This is a genomic window from Acidobacterium capsulatum ATCC 51196, from assembly GCF_000022565.1.
Taxonomy (GTDB): Bacteria; Acidobacteriota; Terriglobia; order Terriglobales; family Acidobacteriaceae; genus Acidobacterium; species Acidobacterium capsulatum.
The window spans coordinates 505968-518479 of sequence record NC_012483.1 but is presented as its reverse complement, the minus strand read 5'-3'; the positions used below and the strand labels follow the sequence as shown (position 1 = coordinate 518479).

Sequence of the window (12512 nt, the reverse complement as noted above, 5' to 3'; positions counted from 1 at the left end):
CGAACATGATGGGATTTATTTGGTTCTGGATTGTTGCGGTCATGATTGCCGCATATGTTGTTTTCGACGGTTTTGATCTTGGCGTGGGAATTTTGTACCCATTTCTTGGTAGAAGCGAGCAGGATCGGGCAACACTGATTCAGTCGATCGGTCCGGTGTGGGACGGCAATGAAGTGTGGCTGCTGGCCGGAGGCGGTACGCTGTTTTTTGCGTTTCCGCAGCTCTATGCTTCCTCTTTCAGCGGCTTTTATCTGCCGCTGATCATTGTGCTGTGGCTGCTGATCATGCGTGGGTTGGGAATCGAGCTGCGAGGCCACATTGAGAATGATCTGTGGCGCACGCTTTTCGGCGGACTCTTTACGATTTCGAGCATCCTGCTGGCAGTCTTTTACGGAGCGGCGCTGGCAAATGTCATTCGCGGTGTGCCGCTCGATGCGCAGCATAATTTCTTTCTGCCCTTGTGGACAAACTGGCAGGTGGGGCCGCATCCGGGCATCCTCGACTGGTATACCGTGATCGGCGGTGTGGTCGCCTTGGTGGCTCTCGCGATGCATGGAGGGTTGTGGGTAGCGTTGAAGACCACAGGCGATCTGAGCAGGCGCGCCAGCCAGGCGGCAGGCATTGCGTGGATAGCGGTCTGCGTCATCACACTCGTGAGCCTGGTGGCCACGATTGCAGTGCAGCCCTTGTCGTTGCATAACTATCGGTCATGGCCAGCGCTGGATATCGTTCCGGCCGCAGTGGTGCTTTCGCTCGGGGGAGTCGAAATATTCCGGAGGATGGAGAAATTGCTGCAGGCATTTCTGGCATCGTGCGCTTATCTGATCTTCATGCTGGTGGGCGCAGCTGCCGGGCTTTATCCGATCCTGCTGCCGTCTTCGAGTTCGCCTCAGACGGACCTGACCATTGCCAATTCGCAGGCAGGACCGTACACACTTCATGTCGGTCTGATCTGGTGGATCATCGGTATGGCTTTGGCTGGAGGGTATTTCGTGACCTCCTACTGGATGTTCCGGGGCAAGGCTGAAGGCCATTACCACATCTGAGGCGCAGATTTCCCGGGAGAAGCGGAGCCGCTGTTGCAGGCGTAAGAACACTTGAACGGCAGACGCTGTAGCACTACTGCATACGTCTGATAATGAATATTCTGCATTTCTCAGGGAAAAGACCCCTCTGCTAGACTGAACTTGCGTGGCGACTACTGAATCCTCTCTTCGTGTTGTCCTGGCCGTTAATGGTGTTTTTCATCACTTTGAACTAGCTCATGAGCTTGCCAAACGCGGCATGCTGGAGAGGATCTACTCCACCTTTCCCTGGAGCCGGTTAAAGCGTGAAGGCTTGGATCGTGCATATCTAAAAACACATTATGTTCTGCATCTAACGCAGCATGGAATGCAACAGGTTATGCGAGTTCCGGCGGGACTCAATAAGCAAATAGATCGCCGGGTACGCTCAGGGCTTGATGCCTATGTAGCACGCACACTGCCCACATGTGATGTATATGTTGCTTTATCTGGGGCCGGTGTTCTCAGTGGTTACAAAGCCCAGCAACGTGGAGCACTCTACATTTGCGATCGAGGATCTTCTCACATCCGATACCAGGATCAAATTCTGGCGGAAGAATATGCCCGCTGGGGTGTCCCGCGGATCGCCGTGGATCCCTATTTTATTGACCGTGAAGAGCGAGAATACGAACAGTCCGATGCCATCACTGTGCCATCCGGGTTTGCTTATCGCAGCTTTGTTGAAATGGGAGTACCCGAAGAAAAGCTGCATCGGATTCCCTACGGAGTTCGCCTAGAGCGCTTTCAACCCTCAGGAGAACCGTCCCGAGATGCTTTTCATGTGTTGTTTGCAGGCACTGTAGGACTGCGCAAAGGAGTCGGTGATCTCCTTGAGGCATTTCAGTTACTAAGGCATCCAAATAAGAAACTGCGGATTGTGGGCCCAGTTCTACCGGAGACGAAGTCCATCTTCGCCAATCACAAAATGGACGGGATAGAGGTGATTGGCCGGCTGCCGCAGCAAGAATTGGCTCGCTATATGAGCACGAGCCACGTGATGGTCCTGCCTTCAATCGAAGAAGGCCTGGCCCTCGTCCAAGGTCAAGCAATGGCGTGCGGGTGCCCCCTGATCAGCTCTTACCATACAGGGGGAGAAGATTTATTTGACGAGGGAGTGGAAGGCTTTCTGGTTCCGATCCGCTCTCCCCAGATCATTGCCGATCGGCTGCAGAAATTAGCGGACGACCCGCTGCTGCAACAACAGATGAGGGCCGCCGCGCTGGCGCGCGTGCAACACCTGGGCGGCTGGGAACATTATGGCAGTTTATGGGAAGGACTTATCAAAAAGCTGTCGTCGTGAGTGCCCGGCCTGGATGAGAGCATGACCTCATCTGGATCGAGCAAGCATCGGAATCTTGCTGCTGACCTTGCCCCATAGGTAGGCGCGCAAGTCTTCCACATTGAATATCCAGTAGGAAAGCGCTCCCGTGATAAGTGTGACCACCACGGCAAGTGCCAGTTGCAAGGGATATGAAAGCTGCGCCATGTGCATCATCGGAAAGTAAGACAGCGCAATGCCCACTAGCAGAAAAGCGTACATCTGATAGGCGGGCTTTTCGTCTACTTCAAATTCTCCCCGGAAGAGAGCCCGGTTCAAATGAAGCACATAGAAGAGCAGTACGCTCTCTGCCAGACACCACACAACCAGATATCCCGGAAGCTGGAAGTACTTTAGGGCGGGAATGGAAAGCAGCAGCATCAGGGTATAGACGCCGATGCCGGCATAGGACATTTCCCTGACCTGGTTGCTGGAGAACTGAAACTGGTATTTGTGCTCTTTGAGTCCTTGAACTGAAATCGTGAGCCCAAGCAGGATACAGACGATGGGATCAAAGAGCGTGCCTTTGTGCAGCCAGACTTGCAGGAGGAAAGGTGTGGCAACCATCGAACCGAAGGTGATGGGGATGGTCAGCAGCAGGACGATGCGCTCTGAGAGCTCATAAAGACGGCGAAGTTTTGTGAAGTTCCTCTCACCGATGGTGATTGTAATTTCAGGGCCGATGGTGTTGGTAACCAGAGTCAACAGCCGTCGCGTCATGGAGTAGACCGTGCGAGTAACGGAAAAGAGCACAACGCTGACAGGCCCAAGAATAATTTGCATCAGCAACAGTGGCAATTGGTAGATGAGGACGTTCGAGCCCATCAGCAGCATGTATTGAAAGCTGGGCTTGAGGATCGAAACAAGAATGCCTTTGCGCCAATACCGAATGGTCGGAGTGATGTCAGGCGCGAGCCGGCGTAAATCGAGAAGCATCAACAAGCCAAAAATCGCCATTACCACGCAGCGAGAAGCGGCCAGAACCGGAAACGACGAATGAAACATCGCAAGCGCCAGCAAGGTGGCCAGCCCAACAATATTCATCACGTTACCGTATTGGGTCCCGCGATGTGGCCGGCCGATAGCCATGTAGTGAGCGCCCACAAACCCCACCAGGGCATTGATGGGAAATTGAAGTCCTAGCCAATAGAGCGTGAACTGTGCTTCAGAAAGTGGGATCGTCTGATGGAGCAGCTGCGTGACGGGGATAAAGAAGACAATGAGCAAACCGGCCGCCACGAGTCCAGCCAGAGCCAGCAGCATTCTAAGACCGGAAGACTGTACGATCCTGCATTCCTGTATCTCACCCCGGTTATAGAGAATCGCAATCTCATTGGTTGTGTATGTCTGCAACCCATAATTGAGCGTGGACAGATGAGCAAGAGCCGCGGCCATCGCAAGCCATTGTCCATACAACGAAATCCCATAGGCGTGCAGGAAAACCGGGACAGTCAAAAGTTGCGTCAGAATCGTGACCAACTGTGACGTATTCATTGCAAGGAATTGTTTGCCGACTCTTGCGAGGCTCATTGGACCTATCTACCTAGGGTGAAATATTGCGGGATCAGTAGCAGGAGCGGAAGGCGCCCTGACAGGAATCGAAACAAGCAGAGCCGGTTTCCATCATTTACATCTTGTATTTGCCGAGGTCCTCATCCCCAAGGCCCTCAAGCCAGCGGCGCAGTTCGGGTGACTCGGCGGCGGCCTCAGCAGGGTTGGGTAGCACCTTGGCGGTGCGCAGGACCTCTTCTTCGACAAAGATAGGACAATCAGCACGAAGCGCCAGGGCGAGCGCATCGGAGGGGCGTGCATCGACGGCCACGGCTTCCCCGTCCTGCTCCATCCAGACGACGGCATAGAACGTGTCGTCACGCAACTCTGACACAACAATGCGCTGCAGGCGGCCATTGAGGCCATCGACAATGTTCTTGAGCAGGTCGTGAGTCATGGGCCGGGGTCCTGACGCCTTCTCAATTTCCATGGCAATGGCGCGCGCTTCAAAAAGGCCAACCCAGATCGGCAGCAGCGCCTCGCTATTCGCATCCTTCAGGATGACGATAGGCATGTTGGTGGAGGGATCCACCATCAGCCCCCGAATTTTCATCTCAATCTGCACGGCTCAATTCTCCCAGGATCAATTCCCTTGTGTTTGCAATGCTAGGAGACGGCTTCGCCGACCAGGCTGTTCGGCAAGCTGCGGGTCACGCGTACTTTCAGATAGCTGCCTGGGGCCGGAAGAATCGGTTGCGAAGTGGTGAAGTTGAGCGTTTTGTTTTGTGACGTTCGCCCAATCACCTGTCCTCGCGCATGATTGTGCCCCTCCACCATTACATCCATGACTTCGCCGACATGACGAGCGTAGTTGATGCGTTGAATCTCCCGCTGCCGATCCAGAAGAATCTGCAATCGCATGGACTTCTCTTCTTCAGGAATTGAATCGGACATGTGAATGGCCGGAGTGTTGGGGCGGGGGGAGTATTTGAAAGCAAAGATGCCGTCGTACTGCACCTCCGCGGCCAATGTAATGGTCTCTTCAAAATCGTCCGGGGTTTCTCCGGGAAAACCCACAATCATGTCGGTGGTCATGCTGATAGGACGGCGCGCCGTCTTGATCCACGAAATCTTCTCAAGGTATTGCTCGCGCGTGTATTCGCGCTGCATGAGTTGCAAAACCCGCGAGGAACCGCTTTGAATGGGCAGGTGCACATGGTCGCAAAGTGCGGGCACGGCATCAATCGCTTCGACGATGTCCCGCGTGAAATCACGCGGATGCGAAGTCGTAAAACGCACGCGGACAATCCCTGGGACTTCGCCCACGGCAGCCAGCAGTTCGGCGAAGCTCTTCTTCCCTTCCGGATCGTGATAGGAATTTACATTCTGCCCCAGCAGTTGAATCTCAGTGTAGCCAGCCTCGGCCATGCGACGGGCTTCCGCAAGCACGGAGCTGGACTTGCGGCTGCGCTCTTTGCCGCGGGTGTAAGGCACCACGCAATAGGCGCAGAACTTGTCGCACCCCTCAATGATCGTGATGTAACCGCGATGCGCATTGGAGCGAGCCGTAAATTCGGTCTCGAAGGTCTCTTCGGTCTGGCGGTCGTCGAGCCCAGTGATCCGGCTGGCGCCTGCTTCGAGCTGAACCAGCATCTCGGGCAGCTTGCGATAAGAGGCTGAGCCTGAGACGAGCGAGACATAGGGTGCCCGCTCAAAAATCTTCTCGCCCTCTTGTTGAGCGACGCAGCCCAACACACCAAATCGCTTGCCCTGGGCATGCAGCTTTTTGTAGTCGTTCAGCCGGTTGAAGACTTTCTGCTCGGCCTTGTCGCGGATGGAGCATGTGTTGTAGAGGATCAGGTCTGCCGCGGCTTCCTCTTCTACCTGCGTGTAGCCTTGCTGTTGCAGCGTTCCAATGACTTTTTCGGAGTCATGAACGTTCATCTGACAGCCAAACGTCTCAAGATAGAACGTCTTGCCACTGGAATACGGATTGGTGTTCTGCTGCGCCATCGCTGCTAAGAGTATAGAGCAGACGCGCTAAAGGGATACCAGTGTCGTGGCGGAACTGCCTGCTTCCCCTGGTTCAAAATCGTCTCCCACAGACACTCTGTTGCGGCCATTCGACTTGGAGCGATACAAGGCCTCATCCGCCCGTCCAATCAGAGAATAAGGCGAATCCATTCCGTGTAGAAATGCAAGGCCAACGCTGGCGGTAATGGTGAGATGGTTGGGAAGTCCCTGCAAGGCAGCTATCTCAAAGCGAAAGCGTTCGGCCACAGCCATGGCCTGCAAACCATTGAGGTGCCGCAAGAGCACGACAAATTCGTCTCCGCCGAAGCGCGCAAGAACGTCGGATGGCCGAGCCGCCGTCTTTATAGCTGTACTGACGCGGCGAATCACCTCGTCGCCGGCAAGATGCCCGAGATCGTCATTAATCGTCTTGAACTGATCGATATCGAGCAGCAAGAGCGCGGTGTCGGCTTTACTACCGTCAAGGGAACGTAGCTCGTGCCGCAGTATTTCTTCGAAGGCACGGCGGTTGAGCAGCCCGGTCAATCCGTCCGTCTCGGCCATGAGCCGCAACTCGTCGCGCTGAGCAGAAAGGCTGAGCCACATGATGGCGGCAATGAAGGCAAGTCCCGTGATCAGGCTGAGATAGATGAGCAGTGAGTCTACCGGGGTCAGGGTCTGGGCGCGATTCACAGGAGGGGCGTAAACGGCCCGGATGATTCTGAGAACTCTGAGCAGAATCATGACGATCAGCAGACCATCCATGATTCGTTTGTGGCTTTGCAGGGCTGGTGAGGTCACGCCTTGCAGAATCAGCAGGGTCACCACAAACACCAGGGCGACGCCGCTTGTTGCCACCAGATCGCGCCCCTGAAGGCTGGGATGAACGAAGGTGAAGTACCACTGCCCTGCGAGATAAACCGGGAAAACGGTGAGGAAATACCACTTTAGCCTTGGCGGCCGATGTATGACCTCAGCCAGCGCCCTATGCATGAAGGAGAAGGCCAGCACGAGCGCCGGTTGAGCCACCAGCGAGAGAAGGAATAATGGAATCCAGTCCCGCGCACCGAGCAGGCATAGGGCAAAGATTCCCAACCCCAGTCCAGCGCGCAACCGGCGCAGACCGCGCACGGTATACCCCCCTCGCTCAACGACGTAGGTACCGGCCAGAAAGACGGCCAGCGCCAGAGCGTACCCGAAGAGTAGCTGCCGCATGGACATGAACGAGTGGGTTACCCTTATCTGTATGAAAATTATGTGTAGTATGCCATGCCGCCAGGCATTCTCCGCAATTCCCTTTCGATCGGAAAAGTTACTCTTGGATTTCCTGCACGTTTGTTGATCAGGACAAAAGAAGGGCAAAGGACCGTGCCATCTTCAAAACTTGATAAAGGCGAGCCTTTAACGCATACCGCGCTACACGGCTGTTTCGGCTGCGGGCAGCACAACCGGACGGGGCTTCGGCTGCGCTTTTATGTCGATGACACGGGGCAAATTTTGTCTACGGTCCGGCTGGCGGGGCGATTTGAGGGGCCTCCCGGGCACGCTCATGGAGGCATTGTGGCGACGCTGCTCGATGAGGCTATGAGCAAGACGAATCGCGCCCAGAACATTGTGGCCATGACAAGGCATATGGAAGTGGATTACCTACGGCCTGTTCCCTTGAGGACAACACTTCAACTGACGGCGAGGCACTTGTCTGTGGAAGGGCGCAAGCACCATTGTGCCGCTGAGCTGCGCAATGCCGCCGGTGAGCTGCTGGCGACGGGCAAAGCTCTTTTCATTGCGATTGACCCGGCACGCTTTCAGGCGTCAAAGCCGTCGATGCGGGCCATGAAATCCTGAAGTCTAGATGGGGACGGCAGCAGGGCTCGGTCCCGGAACACCCCGAGGCAGCAGCAGTTTTTCTTTCAACAGGGCCTCTGTCTCAGGCTCACAGATCAGCAGAAGCCTATCCCCTTCCTTGAGGATGGAATCGTTGTGAGGAAGCAGGACTTCGTTTTCGCGGAAGATGGCCAGAACCTTGAGGCACTTGTCGGGAATGCAGTTCGCAATGGAGGATAGCGGCTGGTTCGCCACCGGGCTGTTCTTTTGAACCTCGCCCAGCAGCATGCGCTCGCCCGAGTGCAGGGTGACGGGAATGCCCGATTGCATGAGGGAGATGATGTCCATTTCACGCAATGACTTGGCGCTGGAAATACGATGCGATCGAATCAGGTCGATGGCATAGTTCATTTCTTCGACGTAGTGGGCTGGCGACTGGGCATAGCTCTGCACCTGAGCCTCATAGAGGCTGTGGTAGCGCAGATGGCGTGTGAGCCAGCTTTGCAGCAGGAATGCAAGAATCACCGCGAGCCCCGCGGGAACCAGCAATTGATAGCCGCCGGTCATCTCACAGACCATCAGGATGGTCGCCATGGGTACGCGCGCGGCGGCTCCAAAGACCGCGGCCATGCCGACGATGGCAAAGCCTGCCGCAGGCTCATGAAAAGCGGCCGCCAGGATTCCGCCCAGCATCGCGCCGATGAACAGACTGGGAGCAAAGACGCCGCCCGAGCCGCCGGACGAAACCGTAAATGACAGGCTCAGCATCTTCAGGAAAAGCAGCGCAATCAGAATGTCGAGCGGCAGAAAGCCGCCGATGCTCATTTGCATCCAGCCATAGCCACCGCCGAGCACCTGTGGCCAATAAAGCGCGATCAGCCCCACGCAGAGGCCACCGATGGCCGGTTTGAAGATGCGGGGACATGGAATTGCATGGAAGAGATCGCGCATGCCGTAAAAGACCATGGGAAGAATGGCCGCCACGATGCCGCTGGCCAGCCCCAGGAATACATACCAGGGATATGCGCGGTAGTCCGGCTGCAGTAGGTGGGCCGGCACGTGAAACAGGGGCTGCAGGCCGAAGAAGATGCCGTTGACGGCATAAGCCACGACCGATGCGAGCAGTGTGTAGATGAGGATGTGGCTCTCGAATTCCATGGCGCTGTACAGCACCTCAACGGCAAAAATAGCCGTGCCTATGGGAGAGCGAAAGACGGCGGACAAACCCGCTGCCATACCAACCAATATGAGAAAGCGGCGCTCCTGATCGGAGCGTTTGAAAAGCTTTGCATAGAGCGTGCCGAAGCCTGCGGCGATCAGCGCCGTGGGCCCCTCGCGGCCGGCGGAGCCACCTGAGCCGATCGTGATGGCAGAGGCAACCATCTTCAGCGGAGCCACACGAGCACGAATGACGCCCGCTTTGCGATGGAAGGCATTGACTACCGTGTCAGTGCCGTGACCTTCCGCTTCCGGCGCAAAGGTGAAAACAAGCGCACCAGAGATGAGGCCGCCTACCGTGGTCGCTACCGGAATCCACCAGTTCCAGTGAGGTACGGCAACGGAGTGCGGCGCTATGGAGCCTGCAATGTCTGGCGGCAGATAGCCTGCAATGTGCCGCAGGAAAAGCCAGGAGCAGAACTGCAGCATCCAATGGAATGCAAGGGCAGCGGCGGCACCGACGATGCCAAGGACGACGGCATCCACCACGCGGCGCAGTTCTACCCGTTCGATCCAGGCTGCCATGCGACGCAAACCGCTATGAGGGACAAAATGTGTTGCTTGATCTGGCGCTGCGTCCACTTTGCCGAGTCCTTTCCCGCGGGTGATTGTGGTCTCAGTGACAGGCTGCGGGCTGTTTTTCGATCTCCACATGCTGACTGAAGGCTGCTTCAGGGCTAAGATGCATGCCTTAGCTTATCCACTGCTAAACTAAGACGTTGAGGCAATTTCCGCAAAGCGGCCGAGGCACTGTTGCCCTCCCATCGCTTGCGAACACGGAGAACTCCCATGGCAGACCATACTTCGAACGGCAACCACACTTCCAACGGCTTTACTTCCAATGCTTCCACCGGACTGCGCTTGAAAACCGGACTCGCTGAAATGCTGAAAGGCGGCGTCATCATGGACGTCACCGATGCGCAGCAGGCTGAGATTGCAGAAAAGGCCGGTGCCGTCGCGGTGATGGCGCTGGAGCGCGTACCCGCGCAGATTCGCGCCGAGGGCGGAGTTGCTCGCATGGCCTCCCCTAAAAAGATCAAGGAAATCATGGCCTCCACCTCCATTCCCGTGATGGCCAAGGCGCGAATCGGCCACTTTACGGAAGCTCAGGTGCTGCAGGAGCTGGGTGTCGACTTCATTGACGAATCAGAGGTACTGACTCCGGCCGACGAAGTCCACCACATCGACAAGCACGCCTTCACAACTCCCTTCGTGTGCGGCGCGCGCGATCTGGGCGAGGCCCTGCGGCGCATCGCGGAAGGCGCGGCAATGATTCGTACCAAAGGCGAGGCCGGCACCGGCGACGTGGTACACGCTGTAAAGCACATGCGGCAGATTGTGAAGGACATCCGTTCGCTGACCGTGCTCGGCGAAGAAGAGCTCTACGCTGCGGCGAAAGAATTTCGCGCACCTTACGAACTGATTCGCATGGTGGCCAAGAGCGGCAAGCTGCCCGTGCCGAACTTCTCCGCCGGCGGCATTGCGACCCCCGCTGACGCGGCCCTGGTGCGCCAGCTTGGCGCGGAAGCAGTGTTTGTGGGTTCGGGCATCTTCATGAAAGACAGCTTCACCTTTGCTGAACCGGAAGAAGCCACCATCCGTGCGCGTGCGATTGTTCGCGCCACCACGCACTTTGACGACGCCAAGATTTTGGCGGAATGCAGCGAAGAATGCACCGGCGCCATGAAGGGGCTTGCAGTAGCCACCATGGATCAGGCGCAAATGCTGCAAACAAGAGGCTGGTAGCCCGGCTCTTCCCTGCTATCGGAATCATCAGTAGTCAAGAGGTGCTTTTGTGTGCTGCATGCAAAAGCACCTCTTTGCTTAGAGGACAGCGCAAGGGCATCGTTTGACCTCACAAACGGATAGGATTTGTCATGACTGAAAGCGCGCAGACTTCCGCAGTTTCTCCTCGTATTGGAGTCCTTGCCATACAGGGCGACTATGATGCGCATGCAGTTGCTTTGCGCGAGGCCGGCGCGGAGCCGGTGTTAGTGCGCAAGCCGGAGCAACTTGCGGGGCTGGATGGATTGATTCTGCCGGGTGGCGAGTCCACGACATTTCTCAAATTTCTTGAGCGTGATGGCTTTCTGGAGAGCTTGCGCGCCTTCGTTGCCAGCAAGCCGACTTTTGGCACCTGCGCCGGATGCATCCTGCTGGCACGCGAAGTGCTGCGTCCGTCACAGGAGAGCCTTGGCGTGCTGAATGTAGCGGTGGAAAGAAATGCTTACGGACGGCAGATCGACAGCAGCATCGTGACGGCAGAGACTTCCCTGCCCGGCGGGCCGCTCGAGATGGTCTACATCCGCGCCCCTCGCATTGCGAGCATTGGCGAGGGCGTGACCGCCCTTGCCGACCGAGGCGGTTCTCCGGTGCTCGTGGAGCAAAACCATTTGCTCGCGGCTACCTTTCATCCAGAGCTATCAGCCGACCGGCGCGTGCATCGCTATTTCGTCGAGAAGGTGCGGTCGTTTCGCAGCGCATCCCGCTAAAGGATTGCGCCCGCTCCGAATCTCAGGCTGGCCTCTATTACCCTGCAGTAATTCCATAACCTGAGATCGGACTTTCTCCTGTGACCCTTCCGACCAATCACTGCATCCAATAGATTGCGCTCACTTTTAGCCAGCGCTCGATATCTTTGCCGTGATGGGGCCGATTTCCACCGCAAGCAGCCGGTGGAAATGCTCCTGGGCAAGCCGCTACGCTCAGAAATGTGCCTGAAGTCTTCACCTTGTGAGCGCCGGACGGTGGAAGCTCCCGGAGGCGGATTCCGGGGATAGAAGAGCACGACTAAACGGGAGTAAGCTGTCACTCAGGGAGTGTTGGCCATGCCTGCCACTTTCACCCGAAGCTCCGTCGACGTAGAACGGAAAGATACCGGGATGGGCGGGAAACCGCCTCTGGACCAGCGACCAACTGGCGGCGGCGGTGGAGGAGATGACTGGGATGGGCACTCCTCAAGGCGGCGCGGCCCCCGTTACTTGATCAGCAGCTACCGGCTTACTCTGCTTTTTGCGCTGAGCGTGGACCTGATGTTCTTCCTGGTGATGGTTGGCACTTTCATGGCGGGACGCGGCATTCAGCAGGCATACCCTGGGCACACACTGCTTCCCGATAAAGCATTCGCGTTGCCGCCCATTCTCTGGATCAACACTGCCCTGCTTTTGCTTTCGATCATCACAATGGAGAAGGCACGGCAGCCACTTTTCTCAGAAATTGAAGTGATGGAAGAATGGCTCGGCATGGGGCGGCCAGCCGCGCGCCGGTCGCTACCATGGCTCACGCTCACTTGCATGCTCGGTCTGTTGTTTCTTGCAGGCCAGTGGATGGCATGGACACAGCTCAAGGCGGAGGGCGTGCGGTATGCCACCAGCATCAATAGCCATTTCTTCTTTCTGCTCACCGAGACCGAATCTCTGCATATTGGCCTCGGTATTACGGCACTAGCGTGCTCTGTGGCAGGACTCTTTTTGCTGCGCAAAGTGCTGTGGCGGCAGATTCTGATTGATTGCACGGCCTGGTATTGGCAAGCCATGGGCGTGCTCTGGCTGGGGCTCTTTGCTTTCCTGGTCTTCGGACTATAA

11 protein-coding genes are annotated in these 12512 nt (G+C 56.6%); 6 read left to right on the top strand and 5 right to left on the bottom strand.

Translation table 11 applies throughout. The features are described from left to right. The first annotated feature begins 5 nt into the window (after positions 1-5). The gene (cydB, locus tag ACP_RS02280) at positions 6-1046 is read left to right on the top strand and encodes a cytochrome d ubiquinol oxidase subunit II (protein ID WP_012680859.1); all 1041 of its coding nucleotides are present in this window, start codon (positions 6-8) and stop codon (positions 1044-1046) included. 145 nt (positions 1047-1191) lie between these two features. Beyond that, positions 1192-2364 carry a glycosyltransferase family 4 protein gene (locus tag ACP_RS02275; protein ID WP_012680858.1) on the top strand — a complete coding sequence of 391 codons (1173 nt, stop codon included), beginning with the start codon at positions 1192-1194 and terminating at the stop codon, positions 2362-2364. 27 nt (positions 2365-2391) lie between these two features. Here the strand turns inward: ACP_RS02275 and ACP_RS02270 are convergent, their stop codons facing one another. The 4 genes from ACP_RS02270 to ACP_RS02255 form a co-directional block, all read right to left on the bottom strand. Beyond that, entirely contained in the window at positions 2392-3912 is a 1521-nt protein-coding gene (locus tag ACP_RS02270; protein WP_012680857.1) for a lipopolysaccharide biosynthesis protein, read from the bottom strand. 97 nt (positions 3913-4009) lie between these two features. After that, positions 4010-4498 (bottom strand): bifunctional nuclease family protein, encoded by a 489-nt coding sequence (locus tag ACP_RS02265; RefSeq protein ID WP_012680856.1) that lies wholly within the window; start codon positions 4496-4498, stop codon positions 4010-4012. 41 nt (positions 4499-4539) lie between these two features. Further along, positions 4540-5886: a tRNA (N6-isopentenyl adenosine(37)-C2)-methylthiotransferase MiaB gene (miaB, locus tag ACP_RS02260; RefSeq protein ID WP_012680855.1), complete on the bottom strand. Its 1347-nt coding sequence runs from the start codon at positions 5884-5886 to the stop codon at positions 4540-4542. 27 nt (positions 5887-5913) lie between these two features. Further along, positions 5914-7017 carry a GGDEF domain-containing protein gene (locus ACP_RS02255; protein ID WP_012680854.1) on the bottom strand — a complete coding sequence of 368 codons (1104 nt, stop codon included), beginning with the start codon at positions 7015-7017 and terminating at the stop codon, positions 5914-5916. 366 nt (positions 7018-7383) lie between these two features. Here ACP_RS02255 and ACP_RS18520 point away from each other — a divergent pair, with 366 nt between their 5' ends. After that, positions 7384-7731: a PaaI family thioesterase gene (locus ACP_RS18520; protein WP_238525626.1), complete on the top strand. Its 348-nt coding sequence runs from the start codon at positions 7384-7386 to the stop codon at positions 7729-7731. A gap of 3 nt (positions 7732-7734) precedes the next feature. On the opposite strand, the gene ACP_RS02245 is transcribed toward ACP_RS18520, so the two are convergent. Then, the gene (locus tag ACP_RS02245) at positions 7735-9453 is read right to left on the bottom strand and encodes a chloride channel protein (protein ID WP_012680852.1); all 1719 of its coding nucleotides are present in this window, start codon (positions 9451-9453) and stop codon (positions 7735-7737) included. A gap of 264 nt (positions 9454-9717) precedes the next feature. On the opposite strand from ACP_RS02245, the gene pdxS reads away from it, so the two are divergent. From pdxS to ACP_RS02230, 3 genes are all read left to right on the top strand, one after another. Continuing rightward, complete coding sequence (gene pdxS, locus ACP_RS02240; protein WP_012680851.1) at positions 9718-10674, top strand: pyridoxal 5'-phosphate synthase lyase subunit PdxS; 957 nt, start codon at positions 9718-9720, stop codon at positions 10672-10674. Positions 10675-10805: 131 nt separating this feature from the next. After that, on the top strand, positions 10806-11420 hold the full coding sequence (pdxT, locus tag ACP_RS02235; protein WP_012680850.1) for a pyridoxal 5'-phosphate synthase glutaminase subunit PdxT: 615 nt from the start codon (positions 10806-10808) through the stop codon (positions 11418-11420). 336 nt (positions 11421-11756) lie between these two features. Then, the gene (locus ACP_RS02230) at positions 11757-12512 is read left to right on the top strand and encodes a cytochrome c oxidase subunit 3 (RefSeq protein ID WP_041839210.1); all 756 of its coding nucleotides are present in this window, start codon (positions 11757-11759) and stop codon (positions 12510-12512) included.

Coding starts and splice junctions, on each gene's coding strand:
- ACP_RS02270 (WP_012680857.1), bottom strand. CDS start 3,912: ATGAGCCTCGCAAGAGTCGGCAAACAATTCCTTGCAATGAATACGTCA.
- miaB (WP_012680855.1), bottom strand. CDS start 5,886: ATGGCGCAGCAGAACACCAATCCGTATTCCAGTGGCAAGACGTTCTAT.
- pdxS (WP_012680851.1), top strand. CDS start 9,718: ATGGCAGACCATACTTCGAACGGCAACCACACTTCCAACGGCTTTACT.
- ACP_RS02230 (WP_041839210.1), top strand. CDS start 11,757: ATGCCTGCCACTTTCACCCGAAGCTCCGTCGACGTAGAACGGAAAGAT.
- cydB (WP_012680859.1), top strand. CDS start 6: ATGATGGGATTTATTTGGTTCTGGATTGTTGCGGTCATGATTGCCGCA.
- ACP_RS02245 (WP_012680852.1), bottom strand. CDS start 9,453: ATGGCAGCCTGGATCGAACGGGTAGAACTGCGCCGCGTGGTGGATGCC.
- pdxT (WP_012680850.1), top strand. CDS start 10,806: ATGACTGAAAGCGCGCAGACTTCCGCAGTTTCTCCTCGTATTGGAGTC.